General features: G+C 37.0%; 18 protein-coding genes, 1 tRNA gene and 1 pseudogene. 9 read left to right on the plus strand and 11 right to left on the minus strand.

Annotated features, from left to right (window positions below):
• The 6 genes from AB1422_00790 to AB1422_00815 all read left to right on the plus strand — a co-directional run bounded on the left by AB1422_00790 (window position 1) and on the right by AB1422_00815 (window position 6,621).
• Entirely contained in the window at window positions 1-993 is a 993-nt protein-coding gene (locus AB1422_00790) for a HEAT repeat domain-containing protein (protein ID MEW6617884.1), read from the plus strand.
• The gene (locus tag AB1422_00795) at window positions 977-3,211 is read left to right on the plus strand and encodes an amidase domain-containing protein (protein ID MEW6617885.1); all 2,235 of its coding nucleotides are present in this window, start codon (window positions 977-979) and stop codon (window positions 3,209-3,211) included. Before AB1422_00790 ends, AB1422_00795 begins: the two co-directional genes overlap by 17 nt.
• Window positions 3,212-3,313: 102 nt before the next feature.
• Window positions 3,314-4,492, plus strand: coding sequence for a NosD domain-containing protein (locus tag AB1422_00800; GenBank protein ID MEW6617886.1), 1,179 nt, complete (start codon window positions 3,314-3,316; stop codon window positions 4,490-4,492).
• 43 nt (window positions 4,493-4,535) lie between these two features.
• Window positions 4,536-4,664: a GxxExxY protein gene (locus AB1422_00805; GenBank protein ID MEW6617887.1), complete on the plus strand. Its 129-nt coding sequence runs from the start codon at window positions 4,536-4,538 to the stop codon at window positions 4,662-4,664.
• A 356-nt stretch (window positions 4,665-5,020) separates the two neighbouring features.
• Window positions 5,021-5,401 carry a hypothetical protein gene (locus AB1422_00810; protein MEW6617888.1) on the plus strand — a complete coding sequence of 127 codons (381 nt, stop codon included), beginning with the start codon at window positions 5,021-5,023 and terminating at the stop codon, window positions 5,399-5,401.
• 194 nt (window positions 5,402-5,595) lie between these two features.
• The gene (locus AB1422_00815; GenBank protein ID MEW6617889.1) at window positions 5,596-6,621 is read left to right on the plus strand and encodes a hypothetical protein; all 1,026 of its coding nucleotides are present in this window, start codon (window positions 5,596-5,598) and stop codon (window positions 6,619-6,621) included.
• A 449-nt stretch (window positions 6,622-7,070) separates the two neighbouring features.
• Here the strand turns inward: AB1422_00815 and AB1422_00820 are convergent, their stop codons facing one another.
• The 11 genes and pseudogenes from AB1422_00820 to AB1422_00870 all read right to left on the minus strand — a co-directional run bounded on the left by AB1422_00820 (window position 7,071) and on the right by AB1422_00870 (window position 15,744).
• The gene (locus AB1422_00820) at window positions 7,071-7,205 is read right to left on the minus strand and encodes a hypothetical protein (protein ID MEW6617890.1); all 135 of its coding nucleotides are present in this window, start codon (window positions 7,203-7,205) and stop codon (window positions 7,071-7,073) included.
• Window positions 7,206-7,563: 358 nt separating this feature from the next.
• Window positions 7,564-7,638: transfer RNA gene (locus tag AB1422_00825), tRNA-Cys, on the minus strand.
• A gap of 128 nt (window positions 7,639-7,766) precedes the next feature.
• On the minus strand, window positions 7,767-8,156 hold the full coding sequence (locus tag AB1422_00830; GenBank protein MEW6617891.1) for a MazG family protein: 390 nt from the start codon (window positions 8,154-8,156) through the stop codon (window positions 7,767-7,769).
• Window positions 8,157-8,301: 145 nt separating this feature from the next.
• A pseudogene (locus AB1422_00835) lies at window positions 8,302-8,514 on the minus strand (GxxExxY protein).
• A 39-nt stretch (window positions 8,515-8,553) separates the two neighbouring features.
• Window positions 8,554-9,132: a SurA N-terminal domain-containing protein gene (locus AB1422_00840; protein ID MEW6617892.1), complete on the minus strand. Its 579-nt coding sequence runs from the start codon at window positions 9,130-9,132 to the stop codon at window positions 8,554-8,556.
• A 59-nt stretch (window positions 9,133-9,191) separates the two neighbouring features.
• Window positions 9,192-10,538: an adenylate/guanylate cyclase domain-containing protein gene (locus tag AB1422_00845; GenBank protein MEW6617893.1), complete on the minus strand. Its 1,347-nt coding sequence runs from the start codon at window positions 10,536-10,538 to the stop codon at window positions 9,192-9,194.
• Between the two features lie 294 nt (window positions 10,539-10,832).
• Window positions 10,833-12,341 carry a 2-isopropylmalate synthase gene (locus tag AB1422_00850; GenBank protein ID MEW6617894.1) on the minus strand — a complete coding sequence of 503 codons (1,509 nt, stop codon included), beginning with the start codon at window positions 12,339-12,341 and terminating at the stop codon, window positions 10,833-10,835.
• Window positions 12,342-12,753: 412 nt separating this feature from the next.
• Window positions 12,754-13,611, minus strand: coding sequence for a metal ABC transporter permease (locus AB1422_00855; GenBank protein MEW6617895.1), 858 nt, complete (start codon window positions 13,609-13,611; stop codon window positions 12,754-12,756).
• A 1-nt stretch (window position 13,612) separates the two neighbouring features.
• A complete protein-coding gene (locus AB1422_00860) occupies window positions 13,613-14,398 on the minus strand; it encodes a metal ABC transporter ATP-binding protein (GenBank protein ID MEW6617896.1) in 786 nt (261 codons plus the stop codon).
• Window positions 14,399-14,724: 326 nt separating this feature from the next.
• A complete protein-coding gene (locus tag AB1422_00865) occupies window positions 14,725-15,333 on the minus strand; it encodes a hypothetical protein (protein MEW6617897.1) in 609 nt (202 codons plus the stop codon).
• A 45-nt stretch (window positions 15,334-15,378) separates the two neighbouring features.
• Entirely contained in the window at window positions 15,379-15,744 is a 366-nt protein-coding gene (locus tag AB1422_00870) for a tetratricopeptide repeat protein (protein MEW6617898.1), read from the minus strand.
• A 50-nt stretch (window positions 15,745-15,794) separates the two neighbouring features.
• On the opposite strand from AB1422_00870, the gene AB1422_00875 reads away from it, so the two are divergent.
• The 3 genes from AB1422_00875 (at window position 15,795) to cooS (ending at window position 24,468) form a co-directional block, all read left to right on the plus strand.
• On the plus strand, window positions 15,795-19,226 hold the full coding sequence (locus AB1422_00875; GenBank protein ID MEW6617899.1) for a HEAT repeat domain-containing protein: 3,432 nt from the start codon (window positions 15,795-15,797) through the stop codon (window positions 19,224-19,226).
• Window positions 19,227-19,331: 105 nt separating this feature from the next.
• A complete protein-coding gene (locus AB1422_00880; protein ID MEW6617900.1) occupies window positions 19,332-22,043 on the plus strand; it encodes an acetyl-CoA decarbonylase/synthase complex subunit delta in 2,712 nt (903 codons plus the stop codon).
• Window positions 22,044-22,500: 457 nt separating this feature from the next.
• Complete coding sequence (gene cooS / locus AB1422_00885) at window positions 22,501-24,468, plus strand: anaerobic carbon-monoxide dehydrogenase catalytic subunit (GenBank protein ID MEW6617901.1); 1,968 nt, start codon at window positions 22,501-22,503, stop codon at window positions 24,466-24,468.
• Window positions 24,469-24,747 lie beyond the last annotated feature (279 nt).

The following is a 24,747-nucleotide window of genomic DNA, read 5'->3' on the forward strand; positions in this document are numbered from 1 at the left end:
ATGGTCAGAATATTAAATAAAATTATCTTGGTTTTGACAATGTTATTAATCTGGTTTAGGATGGCAGATGCTAATCCATGGGAAGTTAAGCCATGGAAAGAAGGTATGCTAATAGAAGAAACAGAATGGGGTCAAAAAGATGACCTTGAATACTTCCAGAAATTGGGTGATTTAGAAATGAGAGAGAAACTTATTGGGCAATATGAAAAAGAAGGTGGAAAACAGATTGGTTTTATAGGGATGCTCCTTTTAGAAAAAGATCCTACTAGCAGAACAATGGCTGCAGAGATATTAGGAGGGGGTGGCGAGGATTGGCTTGCCCGAGAGAATACACCAGACCCAATTGCCGTCCCCCAGCTTATATATGCCTTAGAGAAAGACCCTTCTTGGGAGGTAAGAACTACAGTTGCATATTGGATATATTATAAATTTCCCAAAGACCCACGGATTATTCCAGCACTAAGGAAGGCATTGAATGATGAATCTATTTATGTTAAACATTATGCCGCAACCAGTTTATTGGGATTGAAAGAAAAGGACATTTTAGTTATAAAGACTTGGGCAAATACCTATTTCTCATTAGATTCAAAGCCAGTAGGAGACTTTAGGCCTAGAGGGTCAAGTGCTTTGGTTGATATACCTTTAGCAAGGCCATATCTTCTTAAAGCAATGATGTATCATAAAGATATAGAGATGCGTATAATCATAGCTATGGGTTATTACTCCAATAAGAAGGCAGACAAGACACTAAGAGAGGTTGCTTTAGTTACCCTACTTGAGGCTCTAAAAATCCCTCCTTACACACCTCCGTATAATGTAAGTGAATGGTTAGCAGTTAAAATAGCCCAAACATTAGGAGAAAACATAGATGATCTTATAGGTAATCAATTTGCAATAGATGCATTAAAAGAAGCAATGAAGATTACTATACGTAAGCAAAGGATTGAAGAGCTATTGAACAAGATTGAGGGAAGAAATGAGAATAATAATTAGTTTAATAATTGCTTTATTATCTATATCACAAGATGGACTTGCATATAATAGAGATTCAGCAAGTGAATACATACAAGACTGGGCAGTGGATCCCAACAACACACAACACAATGGCTGGAATTCGGATTACAACTTTTATGGAAATCCTCAAGGAAGAGGGGCAGATTGTGCAAACTTTGTCTCCCAAGTACTTAGAAGTGGATGTTATAGCCAGGAGATAGATAATTCGGGGATGGGAGACAATAGAGGTGGTATCCCTTCCTGTGAGGATTTAGATAATTTTTTAACCACAGGAGATAGATCAGATCATAATGAACTTACACGAATAAATGGTAGATTTGCTGCTCCACCTAATGATCTAGAAGTAGGTGATGTAATAATTTGGGGTTCTCCTCAAACAGGACAAAGCCACCATGCGGTAGTAGTTGCGTCAGTTACTACAAACCAGCAAGGTGCAATAACCAGAATTGGATATGCCGCTCATACAAACCCTCATGATAATGCAACCCTGTATAACAATGGTAATTGGAGAGGAATATCAACTTATCCCGAACTCAATATCTATCACATTAATCCCTCACCTTCGCAAGATCCACATCCTGATGACCGTCCAGGAGAAGGAAGAGTTATATCAACAACAGGTAGGGAAGGAGATGAAGTGTTTGCACCACCAACAATAATCGTTGTAGCCCATGACCCAAATGCAAAGTATGGAAAGCAGGGGATGGTAAATCCTGGAGAAATTTTAGAATACACCATAGAGTTTGAAAATGAGGGCGAGGGAATTGCTTATGGGGTTTATATCACAGATATATTAGACAAAGACTTTGATGATTCTTCTCTTTGGGTAGGTGACGTTAAGAGAATAGATGAAAATGGAAATGAAACAGAGGCAAACTTTGCATACAGATATGACCCTAAAACAAGGATGATTACTGTATTTGTTGATAATGGAGGAGAGGTTTTGTCAAAGAATGGAGGGAAGTTTAACATAAGGGTCCCGGTAAGGGCTGATGCAACGGAAGGAATGGTTATTGAAAACTATGCTACGGTATATTTCCCAAGTGTTCCTGAAGAGACAAAAACAAATGCCATTGTTTCTGTAGTCCCTTATGAAACAAGAATGCTCTTAGAATCTCCTTCTGTTCAATACTCTGACTCAATAATCCTTCAAGCAAGCATTACTACTACAACAGGAGAAAAGCCTGTGCCTTATGGAGAGGTGAAATTTGCCTGGGAAAAAGGAAACCAGACTACAAGGACAGATAAACAAGGAAATTGCTTTGGCTATTTTGATGAAGATATTAGTCCTGGAACCTATGCCGCAACCTCTATCTTTGCAGGTGATGGATTCTATTACCTTCCAGCAACAGATACAAAAGGGATAAAGGTATTAAAGGAAAATACCTCAATATCTCTCTTAAGTTCAGATATAAAAGAGGAAGGAACAAGCAATATAACCATAAAGATGGTGGATGATGACGAATCAGAGATTTTACATCAAGAAGACGAGCCAAAGATAATATACCTTGAATACTACAATGATGGTTGGCAGACCATTAAACAAGGGACATTAACAGGCAAAGAAATAAATTTTGAATTTACACTTCCTGTATTAACAAATCCAATAACTTTAAGAGCAAGATTTCAAGGGGATACAAGATATAATTCTTGCTCTGAAATAATAACACTTGAATCTTCAACAATTAAAGTATTCCCGGAACAAGGAGAGGCAGGACAGGAAGTAACATTAGAAGGTAGTGGATTTGGCACCAATTCCATTATTTATATTGATTTTGGAACGCATCTGACCATTGCGACAACTACCTCAAATGAATTTGGCACATTCCAGACTACATTTATTTTAGATAAGCAGTCACAAGGGACAAAGACAATTAGAGCAAGAGATGCCTATGGAAATTATGCAATAACGATATTTAAACTTATAAATATCCTTATATTTGCACCAAATAATAATAACGCCTTTGCCTATCCAAATCCATGGAGGGGTGAAGGCGATATTTACTTTGCCAATGTAAGTGAGGGTTCAACAATAAAAATTTACACCATAGCCGGTGAGGAAATAGACAGGATTGATGTAACTAAAAATCCTCAAAGATGGGATGTCAAAAGCAAAAGAATTGCCTCAGGTATCTATATCTATTGCATTACAGGCAAAGGCGGCAAGAAAATAGGAAAGATAGGGGTGATAAAGTAGAGGACAGAAGACAGATTACTAATCTCGCAAAGGCGCCAGGTTGTAACCTTTGCGAGCTTTGCGCCTTTGCGAGAAATATAATATCATAAAGGTATTTTTCAGATGAAAAAGATGTTTAAATATTTAATACTATCGATTTTTTTAGGTATAAGTATAGGGGCTTATGCTGCAGATTTATATGTCCCCAGCCAATACAAAACTATCCAGAAGGCAGTGAACAAGGCAAAGACAGGGGATAAAATTTATGTTGCCCCGGGCATTTATAAAGAGAGTATTACCATTAAAAAAGGGATTAGCCTGATAGGAATAAACCCGGACAAATACATCATAACCTCTTCCCATCTCAAAAATGGAAATACCATTATCTTTGAAGGGAAATCTGCCAATGGGACAATCACCGGCTTTACTATAACCGGGGCAAAAGGCTTCTTAGATAGAGGTAATGGAATACTCTGTTGCGACGGAGCAAGTCCTGTGATTATGAAAAATAGGATAAAGGGGAATGAGAATGGTGGTATTTTCTCCTGGCACTCTTCTCCGAATATTATAAAAAATATCATTTCGAAGAATAGATGTGCTGTTGACTTTTCCGATTCTGATTCAATTATTTCAAATAATATGCTCTTGGATAACAGATTTGGAATTACTTGCTCAGAATCTTCTTTAACCATTACTAATAATACAATATCAAGAAATAGTTTGAATATTGGTAGTGATGACTCTTCTTATATAACCATTACCAACAATCTCATCTCAGAAGGAAAGAATGGCATAGGAGGCAATAAATCTTATCTTACCATCACAAATAATACAATTGTAGGAAATAAACGAGGAGGGATCAATGTTGGAAATTCTCAGATAATCATTATGAACAACATCATTGCCAAGAATGGAAAGAACATTGCACAGAATGGAAAAGGGGAAAGAAAGACAAGATGTGGAATTGATTGCCGAAATTCAGATATTAAAGGAGATTTCAACTGTTTTTTTGACAATGGTCCAGGGATTAGAGGGACACAGAATTATTGTTTGGCTCCTCCTAAACCCCCACAGCCTCCAGACGAGCCAGAACACTACATCTACAAATCCCATTTAGGGGCAAATGAGATTCAAAAAGACCCAAAGTTTATCAGCGAAACTGATTTCCATCTAAAGCCATTTTCTCCTTGCATAGACAGAGGTTCAAACAAAGCCCCAAAACTTCCCAGGAAAGACAAAGATGGGAAGGAAAGGATAATCAATAAGAGGGTTGACATAGGTGCGTATGAATATTCAAAGTAATTATTCAGCCACTGATTAACACGGATTAGCACGGATAAATAGAATGAGTTTAAAATATGAAAAAATAACAGAGGATATTATCGGAGGAGCCTATGAAGTTTACAATGTTCAAAGGTTTTATGGCTTTCTGGAAAAAGTTTATCAAAAAGCATTGCAGGTTGAATTATTGTAACGAAAACATTTAGCAGAATTAGAATATCCAATTAAACTAAAATACAAAGAAGTTATTGGTGGTGAATTATTTGTAGATGAAAAAGTTATTGTAACCGTTCACCGCAGAGACAAAAGAGTTCGCAGAGAAAAAATTAAAATCTATGGACGAGACGCTTAACATCCCTGATTTTCATCAGGGCAAGCTCTTGAGTACAACAACATTAAACTGTTAGCTGATTTATTTCTATGTCTTCTCTGTTCCTCTGCGTCTCTGCGGTAAATTACCACCTGAACAGTTACAGGAAAAATTTTACTTTGACAAAAAACAAGATTTATGGTATAATTTAAAAAGAATGATACGAGGGGATTTAAAAAATGAATAAAAAATTAGCCTTAGCAGAAGAGTTTTTGGAAGAAGGGAAACTTGAACTTAAAAGATATGAGGCGACAAAGAAGGAAACATCTTTATGGCAAGCTTGCGAAAAGGGGTGGGCTACAGCTGCCTGTGCTCTAAAGGTAGTGAATCCAAAGATTAGGCGTCATGCTGACTTCGGAAAGACCGCTACACAATTGGCTAAAGAATACGGCAATCTTGATTTAATGCATGGTGAAGCCTGTGGTGAAATGCTTCATCGTAGCGGTTTCTATGAACATGCGTTGGATAAAGAGGTTGTAAAAGAAGGGCTTTTTTCTATTGAAAGTTTTTTAAATTTAATAGATAACATTCTATTAAATGGAAAAAAAGAAAAAACCTAACGAGTATAGCGTTCTATAAGTAGATATAACAATATAAAGTTTTTGTGTATAATACCGATAATAATATAGACTTTAGAAGGAGATATTATATGGCGAGGCAAGCGAAGCGAGGAATGATTAAGTTAACGAGGGAAGAGATGTCCGAGCTCTGGAGATGTTGAGAGAGCTCAAAAGGAGAAAGGGGGAAGAAAAAAATGGCTGTATTCTCACAATCTTTAGTTCTTGAAAAAGCTAATCTTCCGAAAATAAAGAAAGCACTCCATAGACTTCATTCAGGCACAGGAGAAGAAACAATTGCATCTACAGGATTCTTGATTCGTGAACTATCCAGACAAGCCGCAACACCAGAAGTTCAGGAAATCATGAAACAACTTATTAATAGATTAATTCGCGATTCACATAGTATATGTGTGAGTATTAGAGACAGAGCGATTAAAGAATTAGGAAAGTTAATCAATGAATTAGTTAAATCGAAAGATTTAGAAGGATTAAGATATGTGGCAAGGGCAAGTTATTTTAGTGATAATAGAAATAAAGCCCTTAAGGAATTAGTTAGATTTGAAGACCTCAAAGGATTAAGATATATCGCCCAGTGGGGAAGATTTAGAGATATTAGAAACAAATCAGTTGCAGAATTGGCTAAATTTAAAGATACAGAGGGACTGCGATTTGTTGCTCAGTGGAATATGTATCGGGATACGGCTAATCGCGCGGTTAAAGAACTTGAAAAATTAACTGAAAAATTGGTTAGATTTAAAGATAGAGATGGTCTGAAATGCTTGATAATCTTCAGTAAAGATAGAGAGGCTCAACGCAAAGCAATAGACGGATTAGAAAAATTGTTAGATGAGTTAATCAAATCTAAAGACTTAGACTCTTTACGATATGTCGCCGCATTAGGTAGTAATAGAATAAAACGAAATAGGGCGGTAGAAGAAATTAATGATTTAAAATCTCTCAAATATGTAGTCAGGTCTACTAAAGGTGTTTATAAAGATACTTGCCTTAAGGCGGTGCAAGAGTTAGAAAAATATATTGATGAAATGATGAAAACTAAAGATAGAGAAGGATTGGAGTACTTAGCAGAATTTAGTTCTAATGAATCTATATGGAAACAAGCAATTGAAGAAATACATAAGATAAGAGAGGTAAGTCAGGAAGATAAAGTTACCGAATCTTTACAAAAAATCCTTCTACCAAGAAAAATTGGGGGTGAATAGAATCTTAGTAATCAGTAAAGAAGTTCTCGCTAAACGGTAAAGGTCAACTTCATTTTCTGTAACCGTTCAGGAATATAGTCACAGAGAACACAGAGGGAATATATAATCACGAATGAACACGAATAATAAAAAGATTTGTAGTGCGAGGCTTTAGCCTCGCTTCTGGCAAGCAGGAAAGCGAACCTAATTGCTTTTTCATAAATAGGTTCCTCTTTTGGGGAGAGCGATAGCAAGAAGAACTTTAATGTAAATATCAAAATGCAAATATCAAAATTACAATGCAAAATGCAAAAATACTTGTAAATTAACAAAGTAGCTGGAGAATATTTTGATTTTTGATTTGTAATTTTACATTTTGATGTTTGATTTTTAATTTATTTTATGGTATTCCAGAAAAGTGGAAGTTAATTTTGCAAAAACCATAAGGTTCGCACTACATTTATCGAATGTCACAGGTTAATTCGTGTCCATTTGTGGCTAATTTCTCTAATTCTCTGTGAACTCTGTGCCTCTGTGGCTGAACGGTTACGGAAGTAGAAAGTAAAGAAAACATCACTCCTCACGCCTATCTCCTTACCTCCCACCTTCTATCTCCTACCACTATTTTCATCCTCCTTGTGTCCACCCTGTGGACATGTCCGTTTCTCCTGAAAATAGTTAATTAGAGATTAGAGAATTAGTGAATTAGAACCTGCACTCTTGCTAATCTCTAATCTCCAATCTCTAATCTCTATGCCCGATTTTCATCCTCCTTTGTGCCCACTCCCTGTGGGCATGAGCGTTTCTTCTGAAAATAGTTTTTTCACGCAAAGGTAATTTTTCCCTTATTTCCCTTTGCGTTCTTTGCGTGCTTGGCGTGAAACTTCCTTTCCCCTGAAAATATCCGCAGATTTCGCCGATTACACAGATTTTTCTCCTTAATTTATCCTCTACTGCTGATTCTGGAGGCGGCGATCGGATTTGAACCGATGCATAAAGGTTTTGCAGACCTCTGCCTTACCACTTGGCTACGCCGCCATTAAGTTGATTGGTCATTGAAATTTATTTGTAATTTGGTATTTGTGATTTGGAATTTTGTGATTTTCAATTGATTTAACCGTTACTTCAGACGGCTAAATAGTTACATAACTTATTTCCTTGTTTCCTTAACACTTTATTGTCTGATTTTTTTCTTGTTTTTTAATCTCCTTCCAATGAGCAATGACCTCTTGTGAATTATTAAACTTCAAATCGCCAAATACATGTGGATGTCTGCGTGTAAGTTTTTCACAGATGCCGGTTAAAACATCCTGAATGTCAAACAGCCCTTTTTCTTTTGCCAATTGAGCCTGCATCACAATTTGCAACATCAAATCGCCCAGTTCTTCTTTTAATCCATCAGGTTCTTCATTCTCAATCGCTTCGAGCACTTCATAAGTTTCTTCAAGTAAATAAGGTTTAAGGGATTGAGAGGTTTGTTCTTTATCCCACGGACAACCGTTTTCACCACGTAATCTGGCAATTATCTCAACTAATTGTGTAAATTGCTCTTTCATTTTATTCGGTAAAACAACTATTTTTTATCAGTGGGTCTAATTTCTTCAATTATCCCATAGACAGAGACATAAAGTACTGCAATTCCAGCAATTGTAAAATAAATGTAACTATTCACCGCAGAGACGCGGAGACACAGAGAAAAAATTAAAATCTATTGGCTATACGCTTAATTCCATCTCTTAGAACAGAAACATTAAAATTGATCAATAAACCTATCCTTTTATTCATCATTTTTAGATAGGTTAAAAGTTGAGCTTCGTGAATCGGAAGTAGTTGCTCGACTGCTTTTAATTCTACGATAACTTTTTCTTCAACTAAAAGATCTATCCGGTATCCACAATCTAATTTAAATCCTTTTTTCTTTGTTCCTCTGCGTCTCTGCGGTGAATAGTTACCTCATTTTTTACCTTCTTCCTTTTTACTACTTCCTAACAAAGTCAAATTCTTAGTAATCTTTGCCTCTTTTTTCAATCCTTCTATCCATGTCTGAAACATCAATCGCGTTTTTGTCTCATCTTTTCGCATCATCATCCGTTTAATATCTTGTTTAATCTCATCAAATCCTTTTCCTGGGAACGCTTGAGATAATTGTGTTTGGTGAGTTTCGTAAAACTCTTTTGCCTCGTCATCGCTTATCTTGATTTTATCAAAGACCTTAACCTTAATTAACTCCTCAATCAGCATTTGATTTTTAAGCAGAGTTAATCGTTCTTGAACTTCCTTTTTGCGAGGCAAGCCTTCTTTTATTGCCTCTTGAATCATCAACTTTTCCGTAATCATCTGGTCTAAAAGTTTCTCCTTCATCGCTGGTGTAGTAAGCATAGATTGATAAGCAGGAGGAAGATTACGAAATTGGTCTTCAAACTCTTTAAGTGTAATTTTTTCTCCTCTCACCGTAGCTAAAGTTGGGGATTTAGTCCCACAACCTGTTACAAGAAAACTCAAACAAATCAACACAATAAAATATTTGGACATCTTTTTTACCTCCTGTTGATAAATTGTATCACATTAGTTATAAAAAAGCAAGTATTTTTTTATTTCAAAACCTTTTCTTTTAAATTAATTGCTTCATATACCTCGATTGGTTCTTCTAATCCTTTAATCATAATAGGTTCTAATTTAAGGAGATTTACTAAACTTGCTATTTTAAGATAAGTATTTTTATCAAGTAATATTTGGTCTTTTTGGGCTAAGTTTTGAAGTCGAGCGGCTAAATTTACCCGCATTCCAATCGCCGTATATTCCATCCGTCTCTCAGAACCAATATTGCCTACTACTACCTCACCAGAAGTAATGCCTGCTCCAATATGAATAGATTCTTTCAGATTCTTATTAAATTCATTTAACATCTCTTTCATTTCTATCGCCGTCTTAACAGCTCGTAAAGCGTCATCTTCATGTTTAATTGGTGCACCATAAATAGCCATCAGCCCATCGCCCATAAACTTATCTACTGTCCCTTCATATTTAAAAACTACCTCAACCATCATCGTAAAAAACTCATTTAATAAATGCACTATTTTTTCTGCCGATAACTTTTCTGACACTTGAGTAAAACCACGAATATCAACAAAGAGTGTCGTAACCTCTCTATACTCACCACCTAACCGAACACCTTCTATATTCTGTAAGATAGTATCTGCTACTTCTTTAGTTACATATCGTTCAAAGGTATGTTTCATCAATTGCTTTTCCTTCAAACTTCTTGCCATACGATTAAAGCTAAAAGTTAACTCACCCAGCTCATCTTTACTTTTAATAGGCAGGATAATATCAAAATTCTCGTTACTAATTTCTTGTGCCCCTTTTGCTAATGTCGTGATTGGTTTAATAATAAATTTAACCAGGAAAATAGTGCCAATTATTCCAATTAAAAGAATAATTAATGTCATCAAAATAATCCTATTTCGGGTTGCAAATAATATCTTATTAATCCCCTCCTTTGAAAAGCCAAGATAAACCGTGCCTATCTTTATGTCTTTTTGATAAATAGGGGTGCTAACATGAAATAGGTGGTTAGAGACTAAATTCTTATCCTCCTCATACAGCGTGTCTATTTTCATCATATCCTGATGTCCCTTAATTTTATCCTTTGCATCTACCACCACTATGTATAAAATATCCTTATCTTCTTCCATAGTGCGTTTAATTAAAGGGGAAAGGAAAAATTCAGGCTCTGGTTGGAGGAGTAATTTTTGGCTACTTTGGGCAATGAGTTTTAGTTGTGTCAAAATGCGTTTTTGTGTTTCGTCGGTAAGTGCCTTTTTCTGATAGTCTAAGACACCCTTACCGATTAAAAGATAAATCCCAACAATGAGTAGACTAACGGCGAGGGTAAATTTAAGTTGTATTGATGTTTTTTTCTTAAATTTTGCTTCCATTTTTAACTATTCATTCTTCACTGACTTCTTCTCTATTTTGGTAACTATTCAGCCGCGGATGGACACGGATGAAACACTGAAAATTCGTGAATCGTATCCTGTATCCGTGTCCGTAATCAGGCTGAAGGCTGAAGGGCTTTTCTCCTTCTAACTTCCACCCCCTTAATCCCCGCCAGCGGGGGACAACCCGCCTCTGACCTCTGTCTTTTGTCCTCTGCCTTCTGCCCTCTGCCCTCTGTATTTATCCGTGCTAATCCGTGTTAATCAGTGGCTAAATAATTACTGAATAGTTACCTATTTTGTTTGCATTAAGCGATTGATGGCATTAAGATATGCTTTAGCCGAAGCAACAATAATATCTGTGTCTGCCCCACGACCGACGAATATCCTTCCCTCTTTTTCAATACGAATAGTTACTTCACCCATCGCATCCATTCCACCTGTAACTGATTGGACTGCGAATTCAACTAATTTACAATTGGGATTGACTATTTTATCAATGGCTTCGTAACTCGCATCTACCGGTCCTGAGCCAGCTGATTCTGTTTCTAATATTTGCCCTTTTGAAGTAATCAATTTTACCTTAGCCGTTGGTGTAATTTTATTTCCACACCACACCTCTAAAGAATCAAGTGAATAGGATTCTTCGACTATTGAAATTTCATCATTAATGATTGCCTCAATATCACTATCTGTAATTTCTTTCTTTTTATCCGCCGTCTTTTTGAATACTTCAAATGCCTTTTCAAATTCATTCTCACTAATCTCATAACCTAATTCTTCTAATCTATGTTTAAAGGCATGTCTTCCAGAAAGTTTTCCTAAGACAATTTTACTTGATGGAAGTCCAATACTTTGCGGGGTCATAATTTCATAAGTTGTTCGCTCTTTGAGGAAACCATCCTGGTGGATTCCGGATTCATGAGCAAAGGCATTTGCTCCGACGATAGCCTTATTGGGCTGAACTGGTATTCCTGTGTAGTGACTCACCATTTTAGATGTTTTATAGATTTGGGTTGTATCCACATCGGTTTTAAGCCTAAAGAAGTCGGGTCTGGTTTTAACTCCCATCACGATTTCTTCTAAAGAGGCATTACCAGCCCGTTCACCAATGCCATTTATGGTGCATTCGATCTGTCGGACGCCCGCACGAATTGCGGCTAATGAATTAGCCACAGCCAATCCTAAATCATTATGACAATGAACACTTAAAATCGCTTTAGAGATATTTGGGACATTGACGATGATATTTTTGATGAGATTGCCAAATTCTTCGGGAATAGTATAACCAACAGTATCCGGGATATTGATTGTTGTTGCCCCTGCAGAAATAGCTGATTCAATCATCTCGTATAAATATTCTACATCAGCCCTTGTCGCATCCATTGGTGAAAATTCAACATCATCGGTATAACTTTTAGCCAGGGCAACCATTTCTTTCACAATTTCGATTACCTCAGCCGGGGATTTGTGAAGTTGGTGTTCTATTTGTATGTTGGAGGCAGAGATAAAGGTGTGTATCCTGGGTTTTTTAGCGCCAGAGATTGCTTCCCATGCCCTATCTATATCTCCTTTTCGGGCACGAGCTAAGGCACAGATAGTTGGTCCTTCAATTGTTTGAGCAATTAGCCGAACTGCCTCAAAGTCACCAGGGGATGAAATTGGAAAACCAGCCTCAATAATATCTACCTGCAACCTGGCTAATTGTTTGGCAATCTCAAGTTTTTCTTTTATCTCCAGACTTGCTCCTGGCGATTGTTCGCCATCTCGTAATGTCGTATCAAATATGTATATCTTCTCCATTTTATTCTCCTGAAAATAGGAAGTAGAGAGTAGAGAGTAGAGAGTAGAAAGTAAAGAAAACATCACTCCCCACGCTTATCTCCTCATCTCCCACCTTCTATCTCCTACCACTATTTTCATCCTCCTTTGTGCCCACTCCCTGTGGGCATGAGCGTTCTCCTGAAAATAGGCTGAAGGCGAAAGGCTTAAGGCTGAAGATTTTTTATCCTATGTCCTTCAGCCCTCAGCCTATTTTCATCGCTCTTTCTTCCACAGGTTAATGTTTGTTTCCCCAAATGACTGACCCATTACAAGTAGGAGAGTAAGAAAGTAAGAGAGGGAATAAGTAATTTTGGAAAAAACGATTTCCCTTGCCTACTTGCCTACTATCTACTTCCCTACTTTTTGGTGTTATGTTCGCCGAATTCCCAATTTATAAATACCCACCTTTACCCCTTTTAGGAGAGAGGCTGACGGTTAATAAAAAGATAAGTCCAGCAATAATAACCATCACCGCACCTGTTGGCACGTTTAGTCCCTTGTTTAGATTAAGATAATATGAAATCCAGATACCCAGAAATGATGAGGTAACACCAAATATAGCCGATAAAATAACGGCTTTGCGAATATTATAGGTCAGCTGACAGGCAGAGGCTGCCGGGATAATAATCATTGCCACAACTAATAACTCCCCAACTGCCTTTAAAGAAGAAACAATTGTGCCGGCGACTAAACAAAGGAGAAAATAGAAGAGGAAAGTAGCCGGAAGACCAGAGGCATCAGCTAAATCCTGATTATAAGTAATAAAATAAAATTCTTTAAAAAATAGGAGAATAACAAGAATGACAATTATCGTCGTGACGATAAGTAATTGAATTTCAAAAGCAGATGGAAGAATAAGCGTGCCAAAGATATAATGGCGTAATTCTTCTGCTTGCTCAGGTAAAACACCCATCAAAAAAAAGCCAATGGCCATAGTAAAAGCAAAGAAAATACCGATGGAGGCATCTAATTTTAGTTCTGCTCGTTTGCTAATATGTCCAATGAGTAATGCCGTGCAAAGGCTGATGATAAGTGCCAGTGCAATTGGGCTGATGTTCAGAATGAATCCAAGAGCAACACCTGCAAAAGCCGCATTGGCAATCCCTACTCCCATAAAAGAAAGCCCTCGCAAAATAACAAATACCCCAACCAGAGAACAGCTTAATCCTACCAACATTGCAATCAGTAAAGATTTTTGCACAAAACTATATTTTAGAAATCCATATAGTTCAAATCCAGACAGGTCCATATTACTCTCCCCCTTCGTCAACTAAAAAGAAATAGTGATTATTATGAGAAAATATTGTTACTTTTACTTTATATAAATCACCTAAAACCTGTTCATTTAAGATTTCCTTAGGCGTCCCAATTTTATAGATAGACTGATTCAAACAAATTATCCTATCTAGCGATTTACTTAAAAGATTGATTTCATGGGCAACATAAAATGTGGTTATTTGTTGAGTTTGATGGATTTCGTTTATTAAGTTAATAATAACATTTTGAGTGCCAATATCGATGTTTGCAGTAGGCTCATCTAAAAGAAGCATTTCAGGTTGTTGAGCTAATACTCTGGCAACCGCAACTCGTTGTTGTTGGCCCGAGGATAGATGTCCAAATGGTGTATTCACATATTCTTTCATCCCTACTTTTTCTAATGATTCAAGCACTATTTTTTTATCTTCTTTAGCAGGGTTCTTGAAAAAGCCTATTCTGGCAAATCTCCCCATCATTACGACATCTCTGACTTTAATAGGGAAGTAACGGTCTATTTCTGGATTTTGAGGGATATAGCCAATTTTATTTCTAATTCTGCCTCTTAACCTGCCCTGTTTTCCCCAGATCTTAATTTTGCCCGAACTGGGTTTTAATAAGCCTAAAATGAGTTTCAGAAGGGTAGTTTTACCTGAACCATTAGGACCAATTATGCCGACAAACTCTCCTTTAAAAATACTCAAGTCTATATTAGATAGTGCAATTTTTTCCCCATATTTAACTGTAATATTTGATAATTCAATTATTGTTTCTTTTCCCAACTTTTTCTCCTGAAAATACTTTTTGGTAACTGTTCACCGCAGAGACACAGAGACGCAGAGAAAAATACACCCCTACCCCCTCTCAAGAGGGGAAAATCTATGGACAATACGCAGAAATTCCATCCCTGATTTTCATCACGGCAAGATTTTGAGTACAACAACATCAAAATTGATTAACAAATCTGACTTGCCTGCTGAACATTCGACAAGCAGGTCCTATGTATTTCAATAGATGCACCAATAATCTTTTCTGTTATCTGATTTATTTCTATATCTTCTCTGTTTCTCTGCGTCTCTGCGGTGAATTACTATCTGAACGCTTACTCTTAATGAGTATGAGTATGCGAATGAGTTTCTTCTTCTTGTTTCTTTCCAGGGATAATTTTCATACTTTCAATCATTTTCACGACCTTAGGTAGATCCTCTTCTTTATTTTGAAAGAAAACCGTAATCTGTAAATTCCTATTCTTAGGAAATGCCTCAATCCTTGTGCGATAAAATTCAGTAAAGAGTTTTTTATGTTTTGTTTGAAAATAATATGCATCAACATCTTTTATATCCATTTTTTCAACCTTGATTGGTTCGCCTAAAACACCTAATTCCTCAAGTATAAGTAAGGAGGCGGCACTCTGAAAATCCTCAGGATTTTCAAATGCCTTTTTATATTCCTTATGAACAGCATAAACATTTTCTCTCCAGAAAATTACTGCACATCTTGTTATTTTTTCGGAAGAAAAGCAAACGGCTTTGTTTTTATCCTCATTAACCTTTTCATATTCCGGAAATAACCTGATAGAAAATCCATTATTTGGACTTGTATAAAGTTGTCCCTCTTCTTCCAGATTAACTAATTTTTGATTAGTCTGTGGAGTAGGTTTATTACAACCTGCTCCAACTATTAACAAACATAGCACACTTAAAAAAATTTTTTTCATTTCTTTTATTTTCCTCCTTTTTTATCACAGAGCAGAAAACAAAGGTTAGAAATCTGACCTCGTCCCTCTATCCTCAGTCTTCTTTTCCTTATCCAGTTGCAATGCCTTAACAAATGCCTCAACAGACTCTTTATCTTTACCCAATTGCTCATAGAGGTCGCCGAGTGTATAATACAATGAGGCATCCGTCGGGTCTAAGTCGATGGCTTTATTTAATTCCAAAACCGCTTTTTCGTAATCTTTCTTTTCAATATAATCGTCTACTTTTTTAAGGATTTGTTGTTTTTGAATACCTGCATCCTCTTGTAATTCCTGCATACTGGTAATAATCTTTGGTTGTTCTACTTCTTTTTTGGCGGGACAACCACTCAATATAAATCCTATTAATATAAAAATTACCCATTTATTCATAATTGATTAATTATACATTAAATATTTTTACCTGTCAACTTTTTTTCTTCTTGACTTTTTATAAAATTTATGATAATGTAGTAATCGAAATGGTTATTGATTTAGAACAAAAGGATAGTTTAAGATTTATACTTAAACAGAAATCCAGAGATTATTATTTTAAATTCTTTTCTATTCTTAATGAACTTAATAAGATTCAGACAGGCGGAGATGTAGTCTATCATGCTCAACATGGAGTTAAACATTGTGAAATCGTAGAACAAAACCTAAATGACCTACTCCCGGCTACCCTCAAGCGTAAAATGAATCATAAGGAGATATTTTGTATGCTATTGGCGGTTTGGTTTCATGATGTTGGAGAAATATTTGATGAAAAAGGTAAAGGATATACGCATATCAGAAGTCATGATTATATTTATAAACATTATGAAGATTGGAAACTTGATGAATCTAATGCACATTTCATTACACAAATTTTAAAGGAATCCGCAAAAGAAACAGAAGAAAAAATAATATTAGAAGATGACCGAACTTTAGTTAGGTTTTTAGCTTATTTACTTCGGCTATCAGATAAATTAGATATTGGAAATAGCAGTGTGCCTCGCGAACTTCTTACCCCCTGGAAAAGGTCATTTAAAGACCACACCGTGCTATCTCTTTTAAAGGAAAGATTTGATGTTGATTTGAAAATTGATTCAGAACACTGGATAATTTGTGCCTATTTAAACCCAAAATCAGAACTACTTGCTAACACAGAACTTATAAATGATATTTATGATAAGATACAAATAAGATTAAATAAAGACCTTGATTCTTTCAAAGAAGTTTTTTATCAAAATGGCCTGGGCTATCAAAAAATTAAACTCATTCTTTCATCAAAAATTAAAGAAAAGGAAGTTTTGGTGAAAAACAAACCCCTCCAAATTTCCCCTTACAAATTCCTTCATTATTATGAAACTTACGATAAAGATTTATTTTGGGGACGAGAAGAGGATATTTCTAAATTTGTAGGTCATATTTTGATTAATAAATTAGTTGTTATCTATGGAGATGCCTTGATAGGAAAGACATCTTTGATTAAAGCCGGAATTATTCCAAAATTATCCGAAGGGAATATTGCTATTTACATCAATTGTAACCGTGACCCGTTGAATTTGATTAAAGAAGAGGTTGAAAAAGAATTCAAACGGGAGAGAATCCGAAGCTTCAAATTAGATAAATCATTGTCATTAGTAGATTTTTTCAAAAATATCGATTTACCTTATTCTATTATTATCTTTATTGACCATTTTGAGAATTTCTTTAAACAGGTAGGTAAAGAGGCACAGGAAGAATTTATAAATGAAATAGCAACCTGCACTTATGCCGATAAACCTCTAGTTAAATTTATATTTGCCATACAAAAAGATCTTTTTGTTCATTTAGGCAGTTTTAAGGATAGATTACCGGAGCTATTTCAGAACGCCTTTGAATTAACAAAACTTACTGAATCTCAGGCATTAGAGGCAATTGAATGTCCAGCCAAATTGTTTAATATTGAATATGCCAGAGAACTTTTAGAGGCATTAATCTGGGATATTAGAGATGAGCAAGATTTAATCCAGCCAATTCATATTCAAATCGTATGTAATAAATTAGTCCAAACCCTGAATCCTGAGTTGTTAAGGGATATATTACCCCAAACAATAAGTTATGAATGGTATGATGACCTGGGTGGAGTTCAAGGGATTTTATCAGATTACCTTGAAGATACATTAAGAAAAATGAACGAGCTATCTGTGGATGAAAAAGAGCAGGCAAAAGGTATTTTGAAGGTAATGGTTACTTCTTTTGACTCACATCCAGAAATGAATATCCAGCAAATCTGCTCTTTTATTAAAATTGAAGAAGATAAATTAAATATGATATTAGATTGTTTAGTAAATTATTCCCTACTGCGAAAAGTAAAAAAGGATACCTATGAATTAATTTCCAATTATTTAATTAATAGTATTACTAAAAAGTGGCTAACTCGAAAAGATATAGAATTACGGCAGATTATTGAAAATATCAATAAGGCATTAGATGATTGGCGGGCACATCATTGGCGAATGGATATTAACTTATTGAGTAAGGCATATCTATATCGAGAAGATTTACCTGCATCAGAAGAAACATTAGAACTTTTACTGCGTAGTTCTCTGGAACACAATTTCCCGGCGTGGTTCTGGATTCGTAAGATTGAACCTGACGAACTCAAGAAAGTGCTTGTTGATGCTATTAAAACAGCAGATAGTAATGGGATAAAGAGAATTATTGATATTTTAGACAAAGATGGCATTTTAGCCTTAGACCATCTTATTCTTAGATTAAATGACCCGGTAACAGAGGTAAGAAAAGCCGTTATAGAGGCGTTAGGTTGTCTGAAGGACCCAAGAACAATAGACTATCTTTTGCAAAGATTAAGTGATTCAGATTTAGATGTTCGAGATGGGACGATAAAAGCCTTATGTAATTTTGGTAGTCCAAGGATATTAGAGATATTTATTTCTCAATTAGAGAATTCAGATTGGCGAGTAAGAAAGGCGGCCGCAGATGGTTTAGGGATTTTAAAAGCATCTAAATCGTTGGAATTATTATTTACAAAAATCAATGACCCGGACTCTGAGGTTAGAAAATCAGTGGTGACGGCTCTGGGTAAACTGGGTAATCTCAAAGCCCAAACACCACTTATTCGTCGATTGAAGGATTCTCACGCGGAGGTAAGAGAGGCGGCGGCTAAAGCACTTGGGAATCTAAGTAGTGTGTCTGCGGTTGATGACCTTTTATTATGTTTTAATGATAAGGTTTGGCGAGTAAGAGAAGCCGCGGCTATTGCCTTAGGTAAATTAAAGGATGAAAAGGCATTAGAGCCTTTATTAGAAATGGCGAATGACCCGGATACCGATGTTCGTAAGGCAGTTGCTGAGGCACTCGGTAATTTACAGACACCACGAACGATGCAAATCCTGTTTAATATGCTTGCGGAATCTGAATGGTGGAAAAAAGAAATAGCCACTATTGCCCTTGGTAAATCAAAAGATACAAAGGCGTTAGAGCTTTTTCTGGAAGGATTAGATGACCCTGATTGGCGAGTTAGAGTGACAATGGCTAATGGATTAAAATTACTAAGTATAACTGATACAAAAATAGAAGATGCTATAATTGAAAGACTTCGTGACCCACATGAAGAAGTTCGAAAAATAGCTATTATTGCCTTAGAAAACTTAGGCACAGAAAAGGCTATCACACCAATTATATCCTGTCTTAATGATTCTTATGAACCTGTCCGAATAGCCTGCGTTCAAACGCTTGGGAGTATTGGCAATTTAGATGTCTTAGAACCTTTGCTGAATGGAATCAATGATAGCTCTCCAGAAGTTAAAAATACCTGCCTGGTAGCATTACAAAAAATTGATGAAAAATTCTATCGCAAAAATATTTTGGATAGTAGTGAGGTGTGAAATTAAACATTTTCCAGCAATTCTTTAGCCATCTGAAGATGTAAATAAGGGAAAAATGGAAAAAGTGGGGCAGATTGTCCCACTTAAAAAGGAGGAAAAAAATTTATGATAGAATTACCAAAAGAAAAATATACTGGTAAAATTGGTGAAGTCGTTATTGGCAAAGATTTAAAGGTTGGCGGCGAAAATACCTTTCCTTTTTATACCTTCGAAGGGGATTTGCCAAATGAACCCAGAATCGCATTGGAAGTCTATGACATCGAGCCAAAAGACTGGCCACAGGCTTGCCTTGAGCCATTTAAAGAGGTGGTTTCTGACCCGGTTGCCTGGGCAAAAAGATGCGTAGAATACGGGGCGGATATGATTTGTGTTCAATTGATTGGCACTGACCCAACCGCTGAGAATAAATCCGCGGAAGAAGCCGCAGAACTTTGTAAAAAAATCGCCGAGGCAGTGAATATTCCTATCCTTGTCTGGGGAAGCGGGAAAATAGAAAAGGATGCAGAGGTATTGAAAAAGGTCGCTGATGCCACTCAAGGTAAAAATCTGGTTTTAGCCCCGGTTCAGGAAAATAATTATAAAACAATCGGTGCGGTCGCCATTGGTTATAAAAATAAAATCTCTGCCTCTGCTCCGATGGATGTGAATTTATCCAAACAACTCAATATCCTTCTTTCAAATCTTGGTGTTGCGGATGACCAGATTATCATTGACCCCACTGCCGCTTCACTCGGATATGGAATTGAATATGTCTATTCAATTATCGAGCGAGCTAAACAGGCCGCTCTTACCCAAAATGATGTAAAATTGCAAATGCCCATTGTGGTTAATCTTGGCAAAGAGGCATGGAAGGTAAAAGAAGTAAAAATACCCGAATCTTATGAGACAAAACTGGGCAATATTGGAGATGCCAGAGAAAGAGGTATCCTCTGGGAAGCCATCTCGGCTATGGGTTTGCTAATCGCCGGGGCAGATATTATTATCATCCGGCATCCAGAGACTCTAAAATTAGTTCGCAAGATTACAAATAAATTATTGGGTAAGGAAATAGAAAAAACTGCTGTGGAAAAACCAAAAGAAGAAATTAAACCCACGCCAGAAATACCAAAACCTGCACTCCCAACAGATGTGTCTGAAGTGATTTTAAAACTTACGCAAGAGATAGAAATCCTGAAGAAACGATTAGACGAACATAAACCAGCTACGGTTAAGATTATTATTGAAGGTCCGGCAGAGGTCATAATCGAAAAAGTGGGTGAAGAAAAACCAACCGTTCCCTTTGTTGAGATGCCTGTAAAAAGAAAATCAGTCATTTCTCTTAAAGAAGTGATTATCGATGGGGTAGTTGAAAAATTTAGCTATGACTACGAGGCACGAGTTGAGGGACAAAAGGTCTCCTGCAAATTTGGAACAACAGGTGTTTGTTGTCGGCTCTGTGCTATGGGACCCTGCCGAATCTCACCAAAAACCGATAAAGGCTTATGCGGGGCAACTCCAGATACGATTGCGGCAAGAAATCTTATCCGAATGATTGCTGTTGGCGCCTCATTATTTACTGATTATACTCGTTCTGCAGTAAAAAGAGTAGAATCAGAAGAGATAAAAACTTTTGCAGAAGAATTTGGCAGACATTCCGGAGAACCAGGATTTCTTAAATCTGTCCCGAAAAAAATATACAATATCTGGCAAAAAATGGATATTCTTCCCCGCGGCATCGACCGTGAAATTGTTGAATTGATGCATCGAACCCATATGGGTGTTGACCAGGATTTTAATAATCTCTTGCAGTGTGGTTTGCGAGTTGCCCTCTCCTCTGGTCTGGGAAGTACATTTATCGGCTCACAGGTTAAAGAGGCATTATCCCCACCAAAACAATTATCCACATTTTCACTTAATTTTATAGAAAAAGATGCCTTCAATATTATTGTGCCTGTGGAGTCACTCGACGCCTTTTATCAAGCCGCTGAAGAAACTGAGATAAAAACCCTTGCCAGACAATTGGGCATTCCAAAGATAAAAATTATAAATTTAGAAGATGTCATCAGCCAGGAAATGGCAATGATGACGGGCGCGATTGATGTCATTGTGGCTGATGAAACAACACCAATTTCCGCATTACTCATTGCCTCCTGCTACCATACCCGCGCATTTACACTAACTTCAATAGATATTGCCGGCGTAAAGAAGATGGATAATGCCAGTTCTATCTTAAAAAAGGCATTAGCCAACATCCAGAATCGCGGGGCAATGAACATCACGGAAAATGAACTGGAAATTACCTCAAAACTCCCGACTAATACAGACAAAATAAAGGGAATAGCGATTGTTTTAAACTGCAAAGGAGACTATACGGAAACGATTAAGGAGCTTATTACCAATGATATTCTCGTTTTGCATGCGGGATGTGGGAGTTTGGAATTGGCTAAAAACGGTTTGTTCAATAAGTCTGCTGTTCAGTTTGCCGGGAAAAATCTTGCCGCCTTTTGTGAGCAAGAGAATATTTCACCGTGCATTTATGTAGGCACCTGTATGGACATATCAAAGGTGATAGTGTCAATGATGTCTTTGGAGAATATTTTAGCAATCATCCCGGAATGGATAGGTGAAAAGGCGATTGCCCAGGCATTTTTTATGCTTGGTTGTGGACTACCAGTTATTCTGGGCAAGGATTTCTGGGTAAGTGGGACTAAAGAATTAGTTAATCTCCTTTACAAAGATAACCCACTTGGGACAAGATTTATTTATAAAGAAGATAACATAGCCCAGGAAACATTAAATCTTATAAACCAGGAAACATTAAATCTTATAAAAATGTAAGCGTTCAGGAATCAGCCATCAGTTGTCAGCATTTAGCCATCTTTTAGCTAAAAAAGCGAACTGATTACAGGAGAAACTGGGCATGTCCCAGGAGTGGACACAAACGACGATGAAAATTAATGGGACGCAGATTTACAGGATTTACAAGATTTTAAAGAAAAACTACTAAGGCACTCTAAAAACATCAAGAAACACTAATGGAATAACTATAGAAATACAATAATAAAAAATTAATTTTAATCCTGTTCATCTGCGAAAATCTGCGTCCCAATTTACATTTTCAGGAGAAACGCTCATGCCCACAGGAAGTGGGCACAAAGAAAGATGAAAAATGGGTTTGAGGGTTTAATGGTTCAGGTGAAATCAGGTTGAAGCCTGCGGCTACCAGCCTTCCCGAGTCCCGAACCCCGAGTCCCGATTTTCAGGTAAACATTTAAACTGATTGGAGGTAAAAATAGTGGTTGTAACAACAGAAAAAGAAAAAAAAGTAGAAAAAAAGATTGATGAGTTAACCGTAGATAAAGCATCGATGGAAATGCTACAAAAAGCTAGAACGGCTAACATTGAGACCGTGTGGGATAGACACGAGAAGATGAGTCCGAGGTGTAAATTTGGAGAAGGGGGAATATGTTGTCGTGAATGCGGAAAAGGTCCCTGTCGAATTACGCCTAAGGCACCACAGGGTGTTTGTGGTGCAGATGACGGTTTGATTGCCGCAAGAAATCTGGCTAAAATGACCGTGGGTGGCTCTGCCGCTCACTCAGACCACGGTCGCGCTGTTGCTGAAATATTCCTCGCCGCGGCTAAAGGGGAAGCCCCTGGCTACCAGATTAAAGATGAAATAAGACTTCATCAGGTCGCAAAATTATTTGGGATAAACACCGTAGAAAAGACAAATCAGGAAATTGCCATTGAAGTTGGCGAACTTGCCTTATCAGAATTTGGTAAGCAAGATGACGAATTAACATTCATTAAACGAGCTCCGGAAAAAAGACAGGAAATCTGGAAAAAACTGGGGATTGTCCCAGGAGGTATAGACCGCGAGGTAGTTTATCTAATGCATCAGATTCATACCGGCGTAAGTGATGATGTTGAGGATATTTCTTTAGCCAATTTCAGGTGTAGTCTGGCAGATGGTTGGGGAGGGTCAATGATTGCGACTGAACTTCAAGATGTCCTTTTTGGTGCCCCTGTCCCCGTGAGGTCACGGGCCAACCTGGGTGTGCTTAAAGAAGATGAGGTAAATATCATTGTTCATGGACATGAACCGATATTATCTGAACTGGTCGTTGCCGTTTCTTCAGAGCCAGAAATGATTCAATTAGCAAAAGAGCAAGGAGCAAAAGGTATAAATATTGCAGGAATGTGTTGCACGGCAAATGAAATCCTTATGCGACACGGCATTCTGCTTGCAGGTAATTTCTTACAACAAGAACTGGCAATTATGACTGGCGCGGTGGAGGCGATGATTGTGGATGTCCAATGTATTATGCAATCCCTGACTCCGGTTGCCTCCTGTTTTCATACCAAAATAATTACCACCTCAAAAAAGGCAAAAATTCCAGGTGCAATCCATATCGAGTTTGATGAACACGATGCCATAAATACCGCAAAAGAGATTGTTAAACGGGCTGTCTTGAATTTCAAAAATCGCAAAAAAGATGTCGTTATCCCAAAACAATCTATGGAATTAATTGCCGGCTTTACCCATGAATATGTCAATTATATGCTTGGTGGAAGGTTTCGGGCTTCTTACCGCCCACTTAATGACAATGTTATCAATGGTCGGATAAAAGGTGTGGTTGGAATTGTGGGATGTAATAATCCAAAGGTGAAATATGATGCGGTGCATCTTGAAGTTACCAGAGAACTTATTGCCAATGATATTTTAGTTGTGCAGACAGGCTGTGCGGCGATAGCCTGTGCTAAGGAAGGATTATTATTACCAGAGGCCGCGGTGAAATATGCGGGTAAGGGATTAGCTGAGGTCTGTGAGGCAGTTGGTATGCCACCTGTGCTCCATTGTGGTTCCTGTGTGGATAATTCCCGCATCCTTATTGCCTGCACCGAAATGGTTCGTGAAGGTGGACTTGGGAATGATATTTCAGAATTACCTGTAGTTGGAATCGCACCAGAATGGATGTCCGAAAAGGCAATCGCCATTGGGCATTATGTTGTTGCCTCTGGAATTTTTACCATATTTGGCGTCACCTATCCTGTCATTGGCAGTGAATCAGCAAAAAAGATGGTTTTTGAGAAATATGGCGAGCTTGTCGATGGCAAATTTGCTTTAGCCGTTACTCCATCAGAGATTGTCAATCTCACGATTGACCACATCAATAAAAAACGCAAGGCACTTGGAATTGATAAACCCAAAGAAAGAATATTGTATGATATGGAGATGAGACGAGAGCTTAAGTTTTAGTAAAGGGGGCTTTGGGGTCAGACCTCGAAAGCAGAATTAATCAAATTAAGTACCTGTTTAGCGTGGTCAGAGAACATGAAGGAAAAGTATCGAGTTATTACAAAACTATTTGAAATACAATAAGTTTTGTAATACAAAATTAAAAATTAAATATTAGTAACCGTTCAGGCTATATATCAAAAGTGTAAGAAAGGGGATAAGGAGATAAGAGTGATATGGAGATAAGATAATAGAAATAGATTGAAATTTATAGAAATAGGTAGAAATTGATTGTGGAAA

Source organism: bacterium (assembly GCA_040757115.1).
In the GTDB taxonomy this organism is placed as follows: Bacteria; UBA9089; CG2-30-40-21; order CG2-30-40-21; family SBAY01; genus JBFLXS01.